Annotated in this window: 20 protein-coding genes; 9 read left to right on the forward strand and 11 right to left on the reverse strand. The window is 41.6% G+C overall.

The window, feature by feature from the left end:
• Together cpxR and cpxA are read left to right on the forward strand one after the other, a co-directional pair.
• Positions 1-708 (forward strand): envelope stress response regulator transcription factor CpxR, encoded by a 708-nt coding sequence (gene cpxR / locus MS_RS08740; RefSeq protein WP_011201073.1) that lies wholly within the window; start codon positions 1-3, stop codon positions 706-708.
• A gap of 32 nt (positions 709-740) precedes the next feature.
• Positions 741-2132 (forward strand): envelope stress sensor histidine kinase CpxA, encoded by a 1392-nt coding sequence (gene cpxA / locus MS_RS08745; protein ID WP_011201074.1) that lies wholly within the window; start codon positions 741-743, stop codon positions 2130-2132.
• Positions 2133-2266: 134 nt separating this feature from the next.
• Here the strand turns inward: cpxA and MS_RS08750 are convergent, their stop codons facing one another.
• Positions 2267-3664, reverse strand: a complete 1398-nt coding sequence (locus MS_RS08750) for a DASS family sodium-coupled anion symporter (protein WP_041640006.1) — start codon at positions 3662-3664, stop codon at positions 2267-2269.
• Between the two features lie 378 nt (positions 3665-4042).
• On the opposite strand from MS_RS08750, the gene MS_RS08755 reads away from it, so the two are divergent.
• From MS_RS08755 to MS_RS08780, 6 genes are all read left to right on the forward strand, one after another.
• The gene (locus MS_RS08755; protein WP_011201076.1) at positions 4043-5158 is read left to right on the forward strand and encodes a bifunctional tRNA (adenosine(37)-C2)-methyltransferase TrmG/ribosomal RNA large subunit methyltransferase RlmN; all 1116 of its coding nucleotides are present in this window, start codon (positions 4043-4045) and stop codon (positions 5156-5158) included.
• Between the two features lie 42 nt (positions 5159-5200).
• Entirely contained in the window at positions 5201-5764 is a 564-nt protein-coding gene (pilW, locus tag MS_RS08760; protein WP_041640008.1) for a type IV pilus biogenesis/stability protein PilW, read from the forward strand.
• Between the two features lie 152 nt (positions 5765-5916).
• Complete coding sequence (locus tag MS_RS08765) at positions 5917-6891, forward strand: RodZ domain-containing protein (protein WP_011201078.1); 975 nt, start codon at positions 5917-5919, stop codon at positions 6889-6891.
• A 12-nt stretch (positions 6892-6903) separates the two neighbouring features.
• Positions 6904-8010, forward strand: coding sequence for a flavodoxin-dependent (E)-4-hydroxy-3-methylbut-2-enyl-diphosphate synthase (ispG, locus tag MS_RS08770; RefSeq protein ID WP_011201079.1), 1107 nt, complete (start codon positions 6904-6906; stop codon positions 8008-8010).
• Positions 8011-8066: 56 nt separating this feature from the next.
• The gene (gene hisS / locus MS_RS08775; RefSeq protein WP_011201080.1) at positions 8067-9350 is read left to right on the forward strand and encodes a histidine--tRNA ligase; all 1284 of its coding nucleotides are present in this window, start codon (positions 8067-8069) and stop codon (positions 9348-9350) included.
• Positions 9351-9353: 3 nt separating this feature from the next.
• Entirely contained in the window at positions 9354-9968 is a 615-nt protein-coding gene (locus MS_RS08780) for a YfgM family protein (RefSeq protein ID WP_011201081.1), read from the forward strand.
• A 221-nt stretch (positions 9969-10189) separates the two neighbouring features.
• Here the strand turns inward: MS_RS08780 and lpxD are convergent, their stop codons facing one another.
• The 9 genes from lpxD to pyrH form a co-directional block, all read right to left on the reverse strand.
• A complete protein-coding gene (gene lpxD, locus MS_RS08785; RefSeq protein ID WP_011201082.1) occupies positions 10190-11215 on the reverse strand; it encodes a UDP-3-O-(3-hydroxymyristoyl)glucosamine N-acyltransferase in 1026 nt (341 codons plus the stop codon).
• Entirely contained in the window at positions 11215-11757 is a 543-nt protein-coding gene (locus MS_RS08790; RefSeq protein ID WP_011201083.1) for an OmpH family outer membrane protein, read from the reverse strand. Before MS_RS08790 ends, lpxD begins: the two co-directional genes overlap by 1 nt.
• Positions 11758-11867: 110 nt before the next feature.
• Positions 11868-14237 carry an outer membrane protein assembly factor BamA gene (gene bamA / locus MS_RS08795; RefSeq protein WP_011201084.1) on the reverse strand — a complete coding sequence of 790 codons (2370 nt, stop codon included), beginning with the start codon at positions 14235-14237 and terminating at the stop codon, positions 11868-11870.
• Between the two features lie 35 nt (positions 14238-14272).
• Entirely contained in the window at positions 14273-15601 is a 1329-nt protein-coding gene (rseP, locus tag MS_RS08800; protein WP_011201085.1) for a sigma E protease regulator RseP, read from the reverse strand.
• Between the two features lie 15 nt (positions 15602-15616).
• Entirely contained in the window at positions 15617-16483 is an 867-nt protein-coding gene (locus MS_RS08805; RefSeq protein ID WP_011201086.1) for a phosphatidate cytidylyltransferase, read from the reverse strand.
• A 20-nt stretch (positions 16484-16503) separates the two neighbouring features.
• Positions 16504-17220 carry a polyprenyl diphosphate synthase gene (gene uppS / locus MS_RS08810; protein WP_011201087.1) on the reverse strand — a complete coding sequence of 239 codons (717 nt, stop codon included), beginning with the start codon at positions 17218-17220 and terminating at the stop codon, positions 16504-16506.
• An 83-nt stretch (positions 17221-17303) separates the two neighbouring features.
• Positions 17304-18506 carry a 1-deoxy-D-xylulose-5-phosphate reductoisomerase gene (ispC, locus tag MS_RS08815; RefSeq protein ID WP_041640011.1) on the reverse strand — a complete coding sequence of 401 codons (1203 nt, stop codon included), beginning with the start codon at positions 18504-18506 and terminating at the stop codon, positions 17304-17306.
• Positions 18507-18611: 105 nt separating this feature from the next.
• Positions 18612-19169: a ribosome recycling factor gene (frr, locus tag MS_RS08820; protein WP_011201089.1), complete on the reverse strand. Its 558-nt coding sequence runs from the start codon at positions 19167-19169 to the stop codon at positions 18612-18614.
• A 65-nt stretch (positions 19170-19234) separates the two neighbouring features.
• Positions 19235-19948 carry a UMP kinase gene (pyrH, locus tag MS_RS08825; RefSeq protein WP_041640013.1) on the reverse strand — a complete coding sequence of 238 codons (714 nt, stop codon included), beginning with the start codon at positions 19946-19948 and terminating at the stop codon, positions 19235-19237.
• A gap of 133 nt (positions 19949-20081) precedes the next feature.
• Between pyrH and MS_RS08830 the strand changes: the two genes are divergently transcribed.
• A complete protein-coding gene (locus MS_RS08830; protein WP_011201091.1) occupies positions 20082-21641 on the forward strand; it encodes a phosphoethanolamine transferase in 1560 nt (519 codons plus the stop codon).
• 118 nt (positions 21642-21759) lie between these two features.
• Here the strand turns inward: MS_RS08830 and tsf are convergent, their stop codons facing one another.
• Positions 21760-22605, reverse strand: a complete 846-nt coding sequence (gene tsf, locus MS_RS08835; RefSeq protein ID WP_011201092.1) for a translation elongation factor Ts — start codon at positions 22603-22605, stop codon at positions 21760-21762.
• Between the last annotated feature and the right edge of the window lie 17 nt (positions 22606-22622).

The following is a 22622-nucleotide window of genomic DNA, read 5'->3' on the forward strand; positions in this document are numbered from 1 at the left end:
ATGGCTAAAATTTTATTAGTTGACGACGATACGGAACTTACGGAATTGCTTTCGGAATTATTGTCGTTAGAAGGTTTTGAAGTTCAAATCGCATGCAACGGCGAAGAAGCATTAGCAAAAATTGACGAAAGCTACGACATAGTTCTTCTTGATATCATGATGCCGGTTTTAAACGGTATCGAAACATTAAAACGCTTAAGACAGAATTTTACTACGCCCGTTCTTATGTTAACGGCTCGCGGTGATGAAATCGATCGCGTTCTAGGTTTAGAACTGGGCGCCGACGATTATTTACCAAAACCTTTTAATGATCGCGAATTAGTCGCCAGAATCAAAGCGATTTTACGCCGTTCCGTATTAAACAAATCGGCATCTAGCGAAGAAGAAACCCCTTTCGAAGAGCGTAAGGCGATTGAATTTGCCGGTCTGACTCTCTATCCCGGTCGTCAGCAAGTCATGTATCAGGGTCAGGATCTCGAATTAACGGGAACGGAATTCGCTTTATTGTGCGTATTAATCAAACATCCGGGCGAAGTGCTTTCTCGCGAATTATTGAGTCTTGAAGCACTAGGTAAAAACCTGACATCTTTTGACCGTTCAATTGATATGCATATGTCAAATTTACGTAAAAAACTACCGACCAGACCCGATGATTTTCCTTGGTTTAAAACCTTGCGCGGACGTGGTTATATTTTATTAACTGACTAGGGGTTCCACCCCAAGTCCCATCGGGTTATGTCATGATAATAGAGAAACTTAGCAATCATTTACAGTCCATTACAACGCAAATTTTTGCTATTTTCTGGTTTACCTTTACTCTATTATTATTGCTTGCCTTTTTTATTCCAAGCCTGGATAACCGGGTTTATTCCGCCTTAACAAGCGAACAACTGGAAACATATCAAAAGCAGATTGTTACCTCGATTCGCACTAATCAAATTTCACGATTACTTGTTGCCCCCGCTAAATTTGCCATTGATTCCACGGCACCAATCCGCCCTATTTTAATGGATAGCAACAAACGCATTATCGGTGCGCTTCCCGATGAATTGCCGACGGTACAGCAATTTGTGCTGCAATCCGCCAATGTTTCCGCACCAATGGTGAGAAATTTTAATAATATCCAGCTTGCCGGGCCTTTTATCGTTCATCTCAACACACCGGAAAACGAACCCTTTTTACTGTATTTTGTAAAAACGATTAACCCACAAAAAGAAGGCGTTAACTTTATCTTTGACCACCCGGCGCTGATTGTCTTTCTTATTATGTTGTTTTCATCGCCGATATTATGGTGGCTGGCCTGGCGGATTGCCCACCCTTTACGTCGTTTGCAACATTTTGCCGGCCTTGTCTCTAAAGGTGATTTCACCCTGCATAAAGAATTGGAAGAAAGCGGTGTTTATGAACTACGCCAATTAAGTAAAAGTCTCAACCAAATGACCGAGTCGCTGGATAATTTACTGTCAACCCGGCAAGCCCTACTCTATTCTATTTCCCATGAATTAAGAACGCCCTTAACCCGCTTGCAGTTAGCCGTTGCATTAATTCGCCGCCGGCAAGGAGAAAGCAGAGAGTTAACCCGTATTGAAACGGAAGCAGAACGTTTGGATCAAATGATCAATGATCTATTACAGCTATCCCGCAATCAATTAAAATCCGAGCTTGAACGGGAACGCTTTCCGATTACCGAAATTTGGCAAGACGTACTTGAAGATACCAAATTTGAAGCGAAACAAAGAAATATCCACTTTAAAGCAACCTGCAAGATTCCCGATGTTGCAAAATATGCAATTAACGGTAACCGTTCCGCATTAGCCAGTGCCCTGGAAAATATATTGCGTAACGCGCTGAAATATACCAATACATCTATTGAAGCGACGTTTACACTTGAAAATAATTATCTTCGCATTGATATTGACGATGACGGTATCGGTGTACCGGAAAGCGAATATAGCAAAATTTTTACCCCGTTCTATCGACTGGATACCGCACGCACCCGTAGTACGGGCGGAACAGGTTTAGGCTTAGCCATTGTACTGAATATTATCAAACAGCATCACGGGGAAATCGGTGCGAATAAAAGCCGTCTTAAAGGCTTATGTATTACGATGAAATTACCTTTAGACAAATAAACATCCGAAATAAAATTGGCGAGCGACAGTTTATAGTCAAACATATAAAAAGGCGGGCTAACTTAAGTAGCCCGCCTTTTTATCATCCGAGTACTGATATAAAAGTGCGGTCGGTTTTTATAAAGTTTTCTGCATTAACCGAACCAGAATAGATAACCTATGGTACCGATAACAAAGATACACAGAATATTCAGCACAACACCGGCACGAATCATATCGCTTTGTTTAACCTCACCTGTACCAAACACAATGGCATTCGGCGGTGTGGCTACCGGCAACATGAACGCACAGGATGCACCTAAACCGATTAATAACGCTAAGCCCATCTCCGGCATCCCTAATGCTTGCGCAATAGAGATAAAAATAGGTACTAATAAGGCGGCGCTTGCGGTGTTAGAAGTAAATTCCGTTAAGAAAACAATAAAGGCGGTAACAATCAAACCGATTACGTAAAAATGTCCGCCCTGGATAAGGAATACGATACCGTCAGCCATAACTTTACTCGCGCCGGAATCTTTTAATACCGCACTTAAAGTCAAGCCGCCGCCAAACAACAGCAACACGCCCCATTCGGTATTATCCTGAATCTGTTTCCATGAAGCGACGCCGGAAATACAAATCAAAGCCGCTGCTAATAATGCAACCACGCTATCGAAGCTGGCAATATCTTTCGGCAAACCTAACAAACCTGAAAGCATCGGATTTACGGAGGAACTGAACACCCATAAAACGGCGGTTAAAATAAAGATAAGCAAAGTAATAATTCTAGGGGTTGTCATCTCTATTTTTTCAAAATCCTGAGTAAAACGTATATTCAGTCTTGGTTTGAAAATAACATACATACAACCGATCATCAAAGGCATTAATATGATCATAACCGGCATACCGTACCATAACCAATCGGAGAAAGTCAGGTGCAACTGAGAGGCGACAATTGCATTAGGCGGACTGCCTACCAATGTCCCCATACCGCCGATACTCGCGCTATAAGCAATACCTAACAGAACAAAAGTATAGGTATTATGCTCTCGCTCACGATCCAATTGGCTTAAAATTCCCATTGCTAACGGTAACATCATTGCAGCCGTCGCCGTATTGCTAATCCACATTGACAAAAATGCGGTCACACTAAACAAATACAGCACGGCAATGAATAAATTCCCTTTTGCCAAAGCCATAATACGATTAGCAATTAAACGATCCAATTTTTGGATGTGTAATGCCGTTGCCAAAGCAAAACCGCCGAAAAACAGGAAAATAGTCGGATCCGCAAATGCCACTAAGGCATTTTTAGTGGTGACTAAGCCTAAACCAATGGCGAGTAACGGCACTAATACGGCGGTTACGGTAACGTTTAAAGCTTCGGTCAGCCATAACACACCCACAAATACAAGTAACGCCAAACCTTTATTCACATTTTGCTCAAAAGGAAGAAAGGCTAATAACAATGCAAAAATAATCACATCCGCCATAAAAATCAGCGAATTTCTAGAGAAGATGGACGGTGGAGAAACGGAAGTTTGCGTATTCATAAAGTTTACCCTCAAATCAATGTACGGCTTTACTAAGTTAGCAATTGGTTAATTATACGCAATATAAATGTTATAAATTTGTGATTTACTTCAAAGAATATTTGCATCTTACACAGCAGAAACTGTAAATCAACGCTTTTTGTGAACATTTTTCACCGGATTTCGTTCAAATTTTATCATCATAAACAGCTTTTCCTATGATGTTTTGTAAAAATTGGAATCACTATCGCAAAAAGTGCGGTTAAAATTTCGCAAGTTTTGGAAAATTGATAGATTAATGAGAAATAAATCAGTAGAATGTCGCCCTTTATTAAGATCTGTCAACGAAAAACGGATCCCCTAAGTCACAAGGTGTAACAACGAGACAATAGAGGCAATATGACTGAAAAAATTAATTTAATGAACCTAACCCGCCAACAAATGCGCGAGTTTTTTAAAGAATTAGGCGAAAAACCTTTCCGAGCGGATCAACTCGTAAAATGGATCTATCACTTTGGCGAAGATAACTTCGACAATATGACCAATATTAATAAGAAATTACGCGATAAATTAAAAGCGGTAGCGGAAATCAAAGCGCCGGAAATTGCCGTTGAACAACGTTCTGCAGACGGCACTATCAAATGGGCGATGCAGGTGGGCGACCAGCAAATCGAAACAGTTTATATCCCTGAAGCCGATCGCGCCACTCTTTGCGTTTCATCGCAAGTAGGCTGCGCTTTAGCCTGTACGTTCTGTTCGACCGCGCAACAAGGTTTTAACCGTAACCTAACGGTGTCTGAAATCATCGGGCAGGTATGGCGGGCATCAAAAGTGATAGGCGAATTCGGCGTGACCGGTATTCGCCCCATTACCAATGTAGTTATGATGGGGATGGGCGAACCTTTACTAAATGTAGCGAATGTAGTACCGGCAATGGAACTGATGTTAGATGATTTCGCTTATGGTTTGTCAAAACGCCGCGTTACATTATCGACTTCCGGTGTAGTTCCCGCATTGGATAACTTAAGCGGCATGATCGATGTAGCGTTGGCAATTTCTTTGCACGCGCCGAATGACGAGTTGCGCGATGAAATTGTGCCGATTAATAAAAAATATAATATTAAAATGTTAATTGATTCGGTAAACCGTTATTTAAGCGTGTCTAACGCCAATCACGGCAAAGTAACCATCGAATATGTTATGTTGGATCATGTAAACGACAGCATTGAACACGCTCATCAATTGGCTGAAGTACTAAAAAATACACCTTGTAAAATTAACCTGATTCCATGGAATCCGTTCCCGCAAGCACCTTATGGCAAGAGTTCAAATACGCGGGTGGACAAATTCCAAAAAACCTTGATGGAATACGGTTTTACCGTTATCGTGCGTAAAACCCGCGGCGATGATATTGATGCCGCCTGCGGCCAGCTGGCGGGAGATGTTATTGATCGCACAAAACGTACGGCTGCAAAGCGCCAGTTCGGACAAAACATTGACGTTCAACTACAATAAATTCCAACTCTTGTAAACGTGCCATATAAATAAGGAAGAATGATGACTTTCAAATTTCAACAAAAATTGACCGCACTTTTTTCCTTATTTATTTCACTGTTACTTTCAGCCTGTAGCTCGTCTCCCCAGGTAAATGCGGAAAATTTAGCTAAACAACAGGCGGCTAAAGCACGTATTGAATTAGGCTTAGCCTATTTACATCAACAAAATATCAATCAGGCTAAACAAAATTTCGATAAAGCGCTGGAACACGCGCCTCAATATTATTTAACCCATTCGGCACTAGCTTATTTTTATCAACAACTGGGTGACGTCAAACAAGCGCGCATCCATTATCAAAAAGCCATTGATTTAGATAATAATCAGGGTGACGTACATAACAATTACGGCACTTTTCTCTGTTCGCAAGGACAATTTGAACAAGCTTACGACGAATTCGAACAGGCGCTTCAATCACCCAATTATTATCGTCAAACCGATAGCTACGAAAACTTGGCGCTTTGTGCATTATCAGCTAAAAATAATGAGCGTTTTCAACGTTATTTAACCAAATTAGAAAAATTGGATCCCAAGCGCGCCGCCAAATTAGAAAATATATCGAACTAAGCCTTTTCGTTTAATATTTCGTCAGGATTCATCATGTCTCCGTACCGGGGCATTTTATTCGGGAATTCTATGTAATAAAGGTTGCAAAACTAAGGATACAACTTTAAACTTTACCAACTTCCGTCTCGCTTTAAAAAATAGACTATTTATCTATGGACAATCAAACAATATCAGACCAATCCCCCCTTTCTCTTGGCGAACAACTACGCCGGGCTCGCGAAAAATTAAACATCTCCATTGATGAGGTAGCCGCTAAACTCAATTTGCGTAGTGCAATTATTCAGGCTATTGAAAATGATGAATTTGTACAAAAATCGATTCCCTCGACCTTTATGAAAGGTTATGTGCGTAACTATGCAAAATTTCTAAAATTACCGGATGGTCTGTTGACTTCGTCCATGCCGAACTTTGCCGAAGAACCTAAAAACGATTTAAATAAGAATTCCCGTACTAAACATTCGGTTAACCCCCATGCGGCTCATAGTCGTTGGGTCGGCTATTTAACAACCTTAGTGGTTTTATTCGTTGCGGGAATGACTGCGCTTTGGTGGTGGGAAAACTATCAACAATCAAATAACGAACGTGATAATTTAGTTCAGAATTATGTCGCAACGGAAGACAGAACCGCTGAACGGAGCGACAACGTCGTTGAAATCCCGGCAATTCAAACCATACCGGAAGCATCAACGCCGGTACCAGAAGCGAATACCAATGAAAGTGTGGAAATCGCCCCTGTAGTGGCCAACACGCCGGTAGTAACTAATGAAACTCAACCGGTTCAGCAAACGGCGGAGCAAACCAATACGGCGCAAGCCATGTTGCAACAACACAGCACCGAGCCGGAACAGGCTCAGCCGACCGATAACGAAACTACGGAGCCGGCAACCGTAACTGCAGGAGACTTGCAGATTGAAGTCACCGGCGTAAATTGTTGGATCAGCGTAAAAGATGCTAAACGCAAAGTCTTAGCACAAAAAGAATATAAACAGGGCGAAATTTTAACCTTTAACGAAGGTTCGCCTTATTCAGTTATTATCGGAGCGCCGGGTAACGTTAAAATCACTTATAAAGGTGAAGCTTATCCGTTAAAAGTGGACGGTCGTGTCGCTAAATTTAAATTACAATAACGAACTTTAACAATGTCAGCATTTAAACCAACTATCAAACGTCGCGAATCGACTAAAATATATGTAGGAAATGTGCCTGTAGGCGGAGATGCGCCTATCGCCGTACAATCAATGACTAATACTCGTACAACCGACGTAGAGGCGACGGTTGCGCAAATTAAAGCGCTGGAACGTGTCGGTGCGGATATTATCCGCGTTTCGGTACCGACTATGGAAGCCGCCGAAGCTTTTAAATTAATTAAGCGACAATCTTCAGTGCCGTTAGTTGCCGATATTCACTTTGATTACCGTATCGCCCTGAAAGTAGCGGAATACGGTGTGGACTGTTTGCGTATAAATCCAGGCAATATCGGCCGTGAAGACCGCATTCGTGCGGTTGTTGACTGCGCCAAAGATAAGAATATCCCGATTCGAATCGGCATTAATGCGGGTTCTTTAGAAAAGGATATTCAGGAAAAATATGGCGAGCCGACACCGGAAGCCTTATTGGAATCGGCATTACGTCACGTAGAAATTTTAGACAGATTAAATTTTGATCAATTTAAGGTCAGTGTAAAAGCATCGGATGTTTTCTTAGCGGTAGAAGCCTATCGTTTACTGGCAAAAGCAATTAAACAACCATTGCACTTAGGTATTACCGAAGCCGGCGGTGCGCGGGCCGGTGCGGTAAAAAGTGCGGTGGGTTTGGGTATGCTTTTAGCGGAGGGGATCGGCGATACCTTGCGTGTCTCCCTGGCGGCGGATCCGGTGGAAGAAATCAAAGTAGGTTTTGATATTCTAAAATCTCTGCGTATTCGTTCCCGAGGAATTAATTTTATTGCCTGCCCTACCTGTTCCCGTCAGGAATTTGACGTAATCGGTACGGTTAACGCCCTTGAACAACGCCTTGAAGATATTATCACACCAATGGATGTGTCCATTATCGGCTGTGTGGTAAACGGCCCGGGCGAAGCTTTGGTTTCGGATCTCGGTGTGACCGGCGGTAACAAGAAAAGCGGCTTTTATCTTAACGGCGAACGTCAAAAAGAGCGTTTCGACAATGAATATATTGTAGATCAGTTAGAAGCAAAAATCCGTGCGAAAATCGCCGCTCAGGATCCGAAAAATCGTATTTTATAATTCATCGTCCGGTACTTTTAAACCGTACCGTTTTTTTAAACTATAGGAAAATTATTGTGGCAAAAACAATCCAAGCAATCCGAGGTATGAATGATTGCCTGCCCACAGAAACGCCGGTATGGCAATGGGTAGAATCAAAAGTTCGTTCGACTTTAGCGAGCTATGGCTATTCTGAAATTCGTATGCCAATCGTAGAAAACACACCGTTATTTGCGCGTGCAATCGGTGAGGTGACTGATGTGGTATCAAAAGAAATGTTTACGTTTAATGACCGCGATAACGAAAGTTTAACATTGCGCCCGGAAGGTACTGCAGGCTGCGTACGCGCGGGTATTGAACACGGTTTACTTTATAATCAGGAACAGCGCCTATGGTATATGGGACCGATGTTCCGTTACGAACGTCCGCAAAAAGGACGCTATCGCCAATTCCATCAAGCCGGGGTAGAAGTTTTTGGTATTGCCAACGCGGAAATCGATGCGGAACTTATCATCTTAACCGCTCGTCTTTGGAAAGAACTTGGCATTGAGCAACATGTCACTTTGCAACTTAATTCTATCGGTTCATTAGAAGCCCGTGCCAACTATCGCAGCGCATTAGTTGAATTTTTACAACAATATGTGGGTCTAATGAACGAAGAAGAAAAAGAGCGCTTGCTCAAAAACCCATTACGGATTTTAGATACGAAAAACGAAGCGCTGCAGCAAGCATTAAATAATGCGCCTAAATTATTAGATTATTTAGACGATGACAGCCGTGAGCATTTCGCCCGACTTTGCGCAATTTTAGATAATGTAGGCATCTCATACGAAATAAATCCCAAATTAGTTCGCGGATTGGATTATTACAACAAAACGGTGTTTGAATGGGTGACCACCGCCCTTGGCGCACAAGGCACGATATGCGGCGGCGGTCGTTACGACGGATTGGTTGAACAACTCGGCGGGCACGCTACCTGCGGTGTGGGTTTTGCTATGGGATTGGAGCGTCTTATTCTGTTAGTGCAGGAAGTTAATAAAGCGATTCCCCTACCTCAAAGTGCGGTGGATATTTATCTGATTTTTGCCGGAGAAAATACCGCATCCGCCGCATTCCGGTTAGCAGAGAAAGTGCGTTCCGAACTACCGCACTTACGCACGATGATGCATTGCAGTGGCGGCAATTTTAAGAAACAGTTTAAGCGCGCAGATAAAAGCGGCGCAAAAATTGCTCTTGTGCTCGGCGAATCGGAAGTGCAAAACCAGCAAGTGGTTGTCAAAGACTTATTAGGTGGCGCAGAGCAACAAACCGTTGCTTTAGAAGCTGTTATTGATCATTTAAAAACATCTTTTAAGGAATAATATATGGCTTATACCAGTTTAGAAGAACAAGAAATTAATGAAATTAAAAATTTCTGGAAAGAAAACGGCAAAACTATTATTGTTTCGGTAATTATCGCAATCGCAGGCGTATTTGGCTGGCGTTATTGGCAAAGCTATCAATTAAGCCAACATCACCAATTATCGGATCAGTATCAGCAGGTTATTTATGAATTCCGTCAAGATCCTGCGGCTCAAAAAGATAATCTGGCTGAATTTATTGCACAAAACGGCAAAAGCGGTTATGCGGCTTTAGCTTTATTTGAGCAGGCGAAAACTGCGGTCGAAAAACAGGATTTTTCGCAGGCGGAAACCGCGTTAAAACAAGCGTTAAACAATGCGCCTGATGAAATTTTTGCTTCTATTGCGGCATTACGCTTGGCTAACGTGCAATTTCAACAAAAAGATTTTGACGGCGCGCTGGTAAGCTTAAATCTTGTGAAGGATACCAGCTGGGATAGCCGTAAACAAATTCTAAACGGCGATATTTTACTGGCTAAAGGTGATAAAGCCGGTGCTAAAGCCGCTTATCAACAAGCACAGAAAAATGCTTCCGCATTGGAACAACAATGGCTGCAAGTGCGGTTAAATAATTTATAATTTTACGCTGATTTTCAGCGCAGTCAAAATTTAATAAAAAAGGGTTAAGTCTTCCGCGAAGTTCTTAACCCTTTTTTATATAATGCTTAATAGACTTGCCGCATAACATATTGACATACAATAGAAATAAAAGGCTAAAGCACAGCCTTAACCTTTTTCTATTCTCGCGTTAACCGGTACAGAACAATAGATTATTAATAATAAAAATATTCCGGAATGTCTTAATCCGCTAATTTTTTTTCCAGGGCTTTTAACCGCTTATTCATCTTATCAATATCTAAGGTTAATGCCGCAGTTTTACGCCACTCCTTATTAGTTTGCGCAGGAATACCCGAAGAGTAAATACCTGGTTCGGTAATCGGACGCAGAATCATACTCATACCGGTAACAATTGCCTGATCGCAAATTTCCATATGGCCGTTAATCACGCTCGCACCGCCAATCTGACAATAGCGACCGACCGTTAAACTGCCAGCCATAATAACACCGCCGGCGACAGCCGTTCCCGTACCTATATGTACGTTATGCGCAATTTGGCAAAGATTATCAATAATTACATTATCTTCAATCACCGTAGAATCCAGCGCGCCCCGGTCGATACAAGTACAAGCGCCGATTTCCACATGATTGCCGATAATAACGCTACCGGTTTGCGGAATCTTAATCCATTGCCCGCGTTCATTAGCATAGCCGAATCCGTCGCCGCCAATTACTGCACCCGACTGAATCAAACAATCCGAACCGATTTGTACTTCGTGATAAATACTCACATTCGCCCACAACTGGGTATTAGCGCCAATCTTAGTATTTTTACCAATAAAACAACCCGCGCCAATCACGACGTTATCGCCCAATTCAACGCCATCTTCAATAACGGCATTTGCTCCGATAGAAACATTCGTACCTAATTTTGCCGAACTGGCAATAACGGCGGTCGATGCAATATCTGAAGCGGCTTTTGGCGTCGTATCCATATATTGGGCTAATAAAGCATAGGCAACATAAGGATTTTTCGTGATTAAAAGATTGCTATTAGCACTGCAGAATTCGATATCGGCTTCAGAAACCACTAAAATCCCGGCTTGAGATTGTGCTAAAAAAGGGCGAAATTTCGCATTGGAAATGAAAGTTAATTGGTTAGCTTGCGCTTTATCAAGAGGGGCAATACTGTCAACAACAACATCGGTGTTACCCCTTGAGGTAGCACCAATATGTTCAGCTAATTCTTTAAGCGAATAAACACTCATTATTTAGTTGCTTCCGCCGGTTTTGTTTCAGTTTTACCACCGATTGCTTTTAACACATCTTCGGTAATATCTTTACCGTCTGCGGCAAATACAACTGAATTTGCATCTAATACGTAAGTATAACCTTTATCTTTTGCGATATTATTAGTCGCAACTTGAATGCCTTCTAATAATTTCGCACGTTCTTCATTTTGACGTTTATCGTTTTCTACTTGAAATTTACGAACTTCTTCATCGTGATCTTTCATTAATTTATTAATTTCATCTTCACGTTTTTTCAATTCTGAAGGACGGTTTTTAGGATTTTGCGCATCTTTTTGTAAAGAAGCGATTTTAGCATCGATCGATTTTTTATTTGCAGCTAATTTATCGGCTTGCGTTTTAAATTCGCTGTCTAATTTCTTCGCTACCGCTTCACGATCCGGGTGATGTTGAAATAAATATCCGGCATTAATAAATGCTATATTTTCAGCAGCCATTGCCATAGATGAAGTTAGTGCTAATGCTAGAGAAAGTGCGGTTGCTTTTACGACTTTTTTCATTACGTTATATTTCCTTGTATTAAGATTAAAACTTTCGCATCAAATCTCATTTAGATTTAATACGAACATGGTTATTCGACTTACTAATTTAAGATAAGTTCCATCTCAAATTAGAATGTACCGCCAATACTGAATTGGAATTGTTCCACATCGTCACGATCATATTTTTTGATCGGTTTCGCATAAGAGAATACCAACGGCCCAATCGGTGACTGCCACTGAAAACCTACACCGGCAGAAACGCGAATTCGGGACGGATCACTATAATCCGGCAATGTCGGGAATCTTGCTTTATCTTCGGCTTTCCAATGTGTATTCCATAAACTACCGGCATCGACAAAGAATGAAGTGCGAACGGAATTTTGATTTTTTTCGGCAACAAACGGAGTAGGCACAATTAACTCTGCACTCGCCGTTGCCATTGCATTACCGCCCACTACATCGCTGTCAAGTTGCGTATAATTACCATTAGAATCAATATAAATCGCATTCGGACCTACACCGCCATAAGAGAAACCGCGTAAGCTACCAATGCCGCCGATATTATAGTTTTGGTAGAACGGTAATTTTTTACCGCCCATACCATCGGCATATGCCACCGTCGCTTTACCCGAAAGTACCCAGGTTTGCGAACGTTCCAACGGATAATAACCCACTACATCAGCATTTAATTTATAATATTTGTTATCTGATCCGGGAACGGTCACGGTTCCGCCGAGTGTCGCTTTTACCCCTTTGGTCGGGAAGTATCCTCTATTTAAGTTATTAAATGTCCAACCTGTTGAGAAAGTAAAATCATGAGCCTTGAAACGCCAGTCGCCTGTTTCATCATAACCCATTGATTTCATATATTTTTCACGGTTATATTCCGGCGTAATATTTTTTAATTTATTATAGGCGTAACCTAATCCCATATAGTAAGAGTTATTTTCATTTACCGGAAAACTTAATGTCGTGTTCACACCATAAGTCGTACGCGCATATGAAGCTTCGGTATCACTGTCAGAGTTATCATATTTTTCATAGAAAATATTACCACCAAGACTCACGCCGTCTTTTGTAAAATAAGGTTCCGTATAACCTAAACTCACGCTTGTACCATAGTCATTACGGGAACCGGATAAACTGACGGACGAACCCATACCTAAGAAATTATCCTGTTTCACACTGGCTTGATAGCTAAACCCGCTTTCCGTACCGTAACCGATACCGAAATTAATACTACCCGTATTGCGTTCTTTGATTTTATAAATAACGTCTAATTCGTCATCGCTGCCGGGAACCTCTTCCGTACGATGTTCTACCGACTCATAAAAACCCGTACGATCCAACCGCACTTTACCCAGTTCAACCAATTGAGAAGATAACCAAGATCCTTCTTGCTGACGCATTTCCTGACGTAATGTGCTGTCTGCAGTCACCGTATTGCCTTCAAAACGAATCTGACGAACGGAATAACGACGACCGGCTTCAACAATAAAGGTTACCGCAATCGTTTTATTTTCTTCATCAAAATCAGGATGTACGTTTACCGTAGCATTAGCATAACCGCGTTCGCCCAATTTTGCTTTAATTTGTTCTTCAACACTTTGCAATTCGCCGCGACGATACATTTCGCCCACGTGAATGGTTTTTAAAATCGGTTGTAATTCATCCTGCATACCAGCTACATCACCGACAATACGGGCGTCTTTAATGGTATATAAATCGCCTTCATTAACACCGACTTTAACTCTTGCTTCGGTTTTTTCATCATTTAATTGAACATCGGTATCCGTTACGCGGAATTTGGCATAGCCATGATTATGGTAATAATCAGAGATTGTTTCTAAATCTTTACCGAATTGATTGTTCTCAAATTTATTACCGAAAAATTTCCACCAGGCATCAGGTTGAAGTTCCATTTGTTCCTGTAAAGTATCGCTGTCAAAAGCCTGATTACCTTCAAATGAAATTCCTTTTAATAGCGCTACATCGTTTTCTTTAATTTGCAATTTAACTTCAGCGGTATTATTCGGCAAATTATTCACGATTGTTTCAACTTTCGCGTTATAGCGCCCGGTACTTTCATAGTGTTCCTGAATACCTTGACGGAACGCTTCCAATTTTTCACGATTTAAAACTTCACCCGCTTTAAACCCGTTTGCATCCAGGTTTTGTTTTAACGCATCGGTCGGAATCGAGCTGTTGCCGTCGATGGTCACATCGGCAATCACAGGTTGTTGCTCAACGGAAATAACTAAAGTATTCCCGTCTCGGGCGGCTTTCACATTATCATAACCGCGGGCAAACAAAGTTTTTACCACATTGGCAATGTCGCCGTCTGTTGCTCGTTGACCGACGCGTACGGGTAAGCCGGCAAGCACTTTACCTTCCGAACCTGCCTGCACGCCGTCAACTCGAATATCCTGCACAACGAACGGCGCAGCTATAGCGCTGGTGGAACCCAGTAGTAAACTAGCAATTAAGAGTTTTTTCATCGTTACTATTATCCTAAATAAGATTAGTTTTTTAATTACAAACGTAAGAAATCATTGAATAAAGCGAAAGCCGTTAACATGAGTAACAGGATCGCACCAATTCGATAACCTATGTTTTGAATTCTTTCGGAAACCGGTTTCCGCATAATTCCTTCGGCCGCTAAAAAAATCAGATGACCACCGTCTAAAACAGGTAAAGGAAATAAATTCATTATTCCAAGGTTGACACTAATAAGAGCCATAAAGCTTAAATAATAAACCAAACCTATGCTGGAAGACATACCCGCCCCCTTAGCAATGGAAATTGGTCCGCTTAAATTATTTAAAGATAAATCGCCTGAAAATAATTTACCGATAACTTTAATCGTCAACCAGGAAAGTTGCGCCGTTTTTTCAACGCCCTTCTGCAAGGCTTCAAGCATATCATATTTTAATTCGCTACGATACTTATCATTAAGCGGTTCAAAGGTTGGCGAAATACCTACAAGCCAGCGTTTATCGGTAAATTCCGGCGTTAATATCACATCAAACAATACGCCTTCCCGTTCAATTTGTAACGGAATTGATTTACCTTGTTGAACCAGTTTGACAAAAGCCTGCCAATTTATTTCCTCACCATCGGATTGACGAATCATATCGCCGATTTGCAATCCGGCTTTCTGTGCAGGCGAGTGTTCCATAATTTTGGAAATCTTCATTTCGACTTTACCGGACACCGGCTCAATACCCAGGGAACCAAAAGCACTTTCTTTTTCCGGATCATATTTCCACCGGCTGAGATCCAGGGTTTTACGGAATTCCATGTTTTCACCGAATGGCGTTAAGGTCAATTGAACCTGCCGGTTGCCTAATTTAGAAGCCAAAACCATATTAACGGTTTCCCAATCGGGCGTTGCAGTGCCGTCAACCGCAACAATCTGACTATCAACCGGTAATTGAGCCTGCGCGGCAATAGATTGTGGCTGAACAGCGCTGATTACAGGTTTTACACTAGGAATACCAATCGTATAAATCGCCCAATAAGCAATTATCGCAAAGAGAAAATTAGCCAACGGCCCCGCCATCACAACAAAAGCGCGTTGTAATACGGATTTATTATTAAAAGCCTGAGATTTTAACGCTTCCGGCACTTCTTCATTACGTTCATCAAGCATTTTCACGTACCCCCCGAGAGGCAACATAGATACGACAAACTCAGTACCATGCTTGTCAACTTTACGCCATAACACCTTGCCGAAGCCGATAGAAAAACGATGAACTTTTATACCGCACTTTCTTGCAGCCCAAAAGTGCCCGTATTCATGTACCGAAACCAGTACGCTAATAGCAATGATAAACGAAAGTAACGACCACAAAAATGACATTATGAAACGATATCCTTACAGCACAAAGAAATAAAAATAAGCAAAAAACGGTACGGCTGCGGTAAGACTGTCAATACGATCCAATATACCGCCGTGGCCGGGAATTAGTTGACTGCTGTCTTTGATTCCGCTCTCTCGTTTAAACATACTTTCCGTTAAATCGCCCAGCACGGAAATTGCCACCGTGGCAACCGATAACAGAGTTAAAGAGAAAGTCGAACCGCGATTAAATAAAGACTCGCCGGCAATAGTTTGAAAAATAAAAGCCAGCACGCAAGCGGTAATTAAACCGCCGATTACGCCTTGCCAGGTTTTTCCGGGCGATACTTTAGGTGCTAATTTATGTTTTCCGAATTTTCGACCGACAAAATAAGCGCCGCTATCCGCCGCCCAGACCAAAATAAATACGTAAAGCAATAATACCACGCCGTGATGAGCATCTATGATATAACCGTCTAAACGTAATTTAAGTACACCGATAAAAAACGGTAACAACGTGAAGAATGCAAAAATAATTTGCAAAATTAAAGACTTACTCCAGATTGAAGCGGATTTAGGATAATTTATTACTAAAAAGAATGCGGCAATCCACCAAATAACGGCGGCAAGTAACAACGGCTCGGCTAAACCGTCAAACACTCTGCCGGCATTAAGATAACTATGATGACTATAAATCCAAAGGAACAAAAACGTGCCTGCAATAGCACTGATAACATATCGCCAAACTTCGGTTTTAATTTTGGCAAACTGTGTCCATTCCCACACACCAAGCGTGACCACCGCGCCCAAACAAAGAGCAAAGTAAAAAGGAGAAAATAAAAATAAAGCGGCAAATACCACGGCAATTAACGCAATTGCCGATAAAATACGTTCTTTAAGCAAAGGTTTATCCTCTAATTATTTTAGCTAGTCCCGAAGCGGCGTTCGCGTTGTTGATAGACATAAATAGCGCGATTAAATTCCTGTTCGTTAAAATCGGGCCATAATACATGGGAAAAATACAATTCGGCATAGGCAATTTGCCACAATAAGAAATTACTAATGCGTTGTTCTCCGCTGGTACGAATCAACAAATCCACGGGAGGTTGCTCTTTTGTGACCAGATTCCGTTGAAAAAGTTCTTCCGTAATCTCCGATATTGTCAAACTTCCGTCTTTAACTTGCTGAGCAATCTGTCTGGTTGCCTGAACAATGTCCCAACACCCGCCATAATTGGCGGCTATATTCAGCGTTAAACTGTCATTATTTGCCGTTAAAGTTTCCGCTCTGGCGATTTTTTCCTGCAATTTAGGACTAAAGCCGGAAATATCACCAAGAACTTTGAGTTTAATATTATTTTTATGCAGCTTTTTCACTTCGAGATCCAAAGCCTGCATGAATAAGGTCATTAAAGCATTGACTTCCTGTTCCGGACGATTCCAGTTTTCACTGCTGAACGCATATAAGGTGAGCGCCTGAACCCCGATTTGACAGGCGTAAGAAACCGAACGACGCACTGCTCGTACCCCACTTTTATGTCCGAAAATTCGCATTTTCCCTTGCTGTTTAGCCCAACGTCCATTGCCGTCCATAATGATCGCAATATGCTTAGGAATATTATTAAGATCTAGTTCTTTCATTATTTTATTAAATTTTTAACCGCACTTTTCGCGGTGAATATATCATAAGTTAGGCTTATGTGTTAGAGCCTGTACGGATTTCTTTATGCTTTCAAAGAAACGATCACCTCTTTTGCCACCAAACGGGACTGCTTATCAACCGCCAATACATCATCAATACAATTAATCTGCTGCGGTTGAATTAATTCCACCACCTTGGCATTCACTCGCGCAATATCGGTGAATTTTATCATCCGATTTAAAAATGCTTCGACCGCGATTTCATTTGCCGCATTCATTGCCGTGGTTGCATACTGACCTGCGGCAAAAGCCTCTATCGCTAATTTTAAACAAGGATAGCGCTCATAATCGGGTTCTAAGAAAGTTAATCCGCTTAGCTGATAAAAATCTAACGGCGTAACGCCCGAAACAATTCGCCCCGGATAAGCCATGGTTTCCGCAATCGGCGTTCGCATATCGGGGTTACCCATCTGTGCGATAACGGAACCGTCAATATAACGCACCATCGAATGAATAATAGATTGCGGATGAATAATCACTTCCATTTCTTCCGCGCCGGCATTAAACAACCAACGGGCTTCAATATATTCCAGCCCTTTATTCATCATGGTAGCGGAATCAACGGAAATTTTCTTGCCCATTGACCAGTTAGGATGCGCTACCGCCTGTTCGGGCGTAATATTGTCGAATTCCGTCAAATCCGTATAACGGAACGGACCGCCGGATCCGGTTAATACAATCTTATTGATCCCCAATTCTTTTAACGGACAAAAACCGATTTGTTGCTGCGCCTCGGGAGGAAGCGATTGGAAAATCGCATTATGTTCGCTATCTACCGGCAATAAGCGTGCTTTGGTACGTTTAACTTCATCAATAAAGATCTGCCCGCAAGTAACCAGGGTTTCTTTATTAGCAAGCAATACCGTTTTACTCGCCTGCACAGCCGATAATGTCGGGAGCAACCCCGCCGCACCGACAATCGCCGCCATTACCTGATCCGCTTCAGGGTGCGCCGCCAATTCGCAAATAGCTTTTTGCCCCGCCAAAACTTTCGTTTTTTTGCCCGCACTTTTTAATTTTTCCGCTAACTGTTTGGCTGCGTTCTCATCATCAAGCGCGGCGAATTCCGGCTGAAATTTCACGCACTGCTCAACCATTAAATCCACGTTGCGACCGCCTACCAACGCGAAAGCGTGATATTTTTCAGGATTATGTTCGATAACGGAAAGCGTGCTTTTGCCGATTGAACCGGTCGAGCCTAAGATAACTAAGTTTTGTTTTTTCATAGCGTTAATAAGGAAGCCTGCCGGCATCCGCAATTTAGGTAATTATTTTTTGTACAGATAAAATTAAGGACGCCTACTGTGACGTCCTACAAGATGTTGATTTGATTAGAAATCCATTAATTCTTTTTCTTTTTCCGCCAACACTTCATCTACTTTTTTGATATAACTGTCGGTGATTTTCTGAATTTCTTCTTCCGCTTTACGTTGATCGTTTTCACTGATTTCTTTGTCTTTTAATAAGGCCTTGATTTTATCATTTGCATCACGACGCACATTACGGATTGCCACTTTACCTTGCTCACCTTCGCCTTTAACGATTTTGATTAAATCACGACGGCGTTCTTCCGTTAACGGCGGAAGCGGCACACGAATAGTGGTGCCTGCAGATGACGGGTTTAAACCTAAATCTGAAGTTAAAATCGCTTTTTCTACCGCTTGAATTAAAGAACGGTCAAATACGGTAACGGCTAAGGTACGCGCGTCTTCCGCCACTACGTTTGCTAATTGGCGAAGCGGTGTCGCGGAACCATAGTAATCAACCTGAATAGCATCAAGCAAACTCGGTTGAGCGCGACCCGTACGAATTTTTGCAATATGACCTTTTAATGCTTCAAGGCTTTTTTCCATACGGTCTTGGGTATCTTTTTTAATTTCGTTGATCATTGTTTTTCCTTGTTAATAAAATTCAAAGCCGGGGGATCGCATACGCCCGCCGATATTTTTGCTAATTATGAAATAATTGTGCCTTCGGTTTCGCCGGTAACCACTTCACGCAATGCGCCCGGTTTACCCATATTAAATACGCGAATCGGCATACCGTGATCGCGGGCAAGGGTAAATGCAGCCAAATCCATTACTTGTAATTCTTTATCAATTACTTCCGCATAAGTTAATTTATTGAATAACTTCGCATCAGGATTTTTTGCCGGATCACAATTATATACGCCGTCTACTTTTGTTGCTTTCAGCACTACATCCGCTTCAATTTCAATACCGCGTAAACAAGCCGCCGAATCGGTAGTGAAGAACGGGCTGCCGGTACCGGCGGAAAAAATAACCACACGTTTTTCACGCAACATTTTGATCGCTTCAGACCAGTTATAAGTATCGCAAATGCCGTTTAATTGGAACGCCGACATTAATTTTGCGTTCACATCCGCGCGGTGAAGCGCATCGCGCATCGCTAAACCGTTCATAACTGTTGCAAGCATCCCCATATGGTCTCCTACAACCCGATTCATACCGGCTTTTGCCAATTTCGCACCGCGGAACAGATTACCGCCGCCGATAACGACGCCGACTTCAACGTCCATAGCAATCAATTCTTTGATTTCTAATGCCATACGATCTAGGATTGACGGATCAATACCAAAGCCTTCATCACCCTGTAATGCTTCGCCGCTTAATTTAAGCAAAATACGTTTATAAATCGGTTTATTCATTTTTACCCTCACAAGAACTGGACATAAAATTCCGCTTATTATAAAGCAACAAGGCTAAACTGGAAATAGCAATAGAAGCGCAACTTAAAATTTTGTAGAATACGATCCTTATTTATCATCGTCATAGGGAAAGATGATGTTATCGCCATCTGAAATTCTAAAAAAAACGACCGCACTTTTTGCGGCGACAATTTGCTTATATTTTGCCTGCAAACTTATTTTAATGGGTACGGGATTTTACCCCCAACCTAAATTAACGGATATTCTGTTGTTTGCGATTTTAATTGTTATTTTTAACTCATCAAAAAACTTATTCTATTTTTTGCTGTTGCCCTTTATTATCGCTCATGCACTGTACGCACCGGTAGGTATCACATTCGGTGCGCCGTCCTACCAATATATCGCTTCCGTTTTTGCTACGGATTTGATGGAAAGCCGGGAGTTTTTATCGCAACTGAGTATTAAAAACTATTTGATGCCAGTGGGCATTATCGGCTTAACTTTAGCTTTTCGCTGGATCACACAGAAATATGATTTAAAGCTCCATAAAAATAAAATGTTTTTGGCATCAATAACCGCTTTTATGTTGTTAGCCAATTCCCCGTTTAAATTTATTGATGAAATTTCCACATCCGGCACACAAGTAATTAGCGAATTACAGCGTTTAAACAACATGACCATCGAAAGCGAATGGGGTGATTCTCAATTAATTAATTCAAACTATGACGATTATGTCTTAATCGTCGGTGAAAGCGCGCGCAAAGATTATCACCATGCTTACGGTTATCCCGTCAAAAATACGCCGTTTATGAGCAAAGCGAACGGTGTATTAATCGATGGAATGACTGCCGGCGGAACGAATACCATCGCTTCTTTAAAATTAATGTTCACTCAACCGAATACACAAACTAAGGAAGGTAATTATTCGTTAAATTTTGTAGATTTAATCAAATCCGCCGGAATTAAGACTTATTGGATTTCCAACCAAGGTTATTTAGGCGAGTTCGATACGCCGATTTCCGCTATTGCTAATAAAAGTGATGAGAAAATCTTTTTAAAATCGGGAGATTCTTTAAACAGTAATACGAGCGATTTCGAATTATTACCGAAATTTACTCAGGTTCTTGAACGACCAAGTACCGGTAAACGGTTTATTGTGGTTCATTTGTACGGCTCTCACCCGATTACCTGTGACCGATTAAACGATTATCCGAAATTGTTTGATGACGATAAAATAGCTAAAAAATATTTTAATGTGAATTGTTATATTTCATCTATAAAGAAAACCGATGAGGTAATTAAAAGAATTTATGACGCTTTAGCAGAAAATAAAGCAAAAACCGACCGCACTTTTTCAATGATTTATTTCTCGGATCACGGTCTTGCCCATCAAATTACAGAAGATAATATTGTTATTCATAACAGCAGCGGGAAAAGTAAACGCCATTATGATATTCCGTTATTTAAAATTTCCAGCGACGACACGAAACGCCATGAATACAGGGTGTTTAAATCCGGCTTAAATTTTACCGCGGGACTGGCTTATTGGGTCGGAATATCTAATGCCAAATTAGCCGTTCGGGAGGATTTATTCAGCAACGAACCGGATAAAGACGATTACGGATTAAAAGCGGAAATTGATAAAATTGACGTTCCGGAAGATAAGGCGGTTGTTATACCCGGCACACATTAGACACGGACAGGGTGTACGTTAAATTATTTTAAAATAAATATATTGCGGGACAATTATCCCCGATTCGACAGCTATAAAAAAGCAGGCATCAGCCTGCTTTTGTGGAATCAGTTTAAAATTAAACTTTTTGCATTGCGGCAACTTCGGCAGCGAAGTCAGCTTCAACTTTTTCAATACCTTCGCCAACTTCTAAACGAATGAAGTTAGCCACTGAAGTATTTACTGATTTTAAGTAACTACCTACAGTTTGTGAAGGGTCCATAACGAAAGCCTGACCGGTCAACGAAACTTCACCGGTGAATTTCTTCATACGGCCTTCAACCATTTTCTCTGCGATTTCTTTCGGTTTTCCGGAGTTGATTGCGATGTCGATTTGGATTTGACGTTCGTGTTCAACTACATCTGCAGAAACGTCTTCCGGATTAACGAATTCAGGTTTTGATGCGGCAACGTGCATTGCTACTTTTTTAAGTTCGTCGGCAGAACCTTCACCCGCAACTAATACGCCGATTTTTGCGCCGTGTAAGTATTGTGCGATTACTTTGCCTTCGATTTCGGCAACACGACGGATAGTCATGTTTTCACCGATTTTAGCCACTAATGCCGCACGTTGTTCTTCGAATTGAGCTTGTAACGCTTCGATAGTTACACCTTTGTTTGCTACCGCATAATCCGCAACAGCGTTCGCTAAGCTTAAGAAACCTGCGTCTTTAGCAACGAAGTCCGTTTCGCAGTTCATTTCAACTAATACGCCGTGACCTTCTGCAATACGAGCAAGGATAACGCCTTCAGCCGCTACGCGACCTGCTTTTTTAGCCGCTTTAGCCTGACCTGATTTACGCATGTTGTCGATTGCTAATTCGATATCACCGTTTGCTTCAACTAACGCTTTTTTACATTCCATCATGCCTGCGCCAGTACGTTCACGAAGTTCTTTAACTAATGATGCTGTGATTTCAGCCATTTTGTAGTCCTCTAGAA

The sequence above is a fragment of the [Mannheimia] succiniciproducens MBEL55E genome (genome assembly GCF_000007745.1).
In the GTDB taxonomy this organism is placed as follows: domain Bacteria; phylum Pseudomonadota; class Gammaproteobacteria; order Enterobacterales; family Pasteurellaceae; genus Basfia; species Basfia succiniciproducens.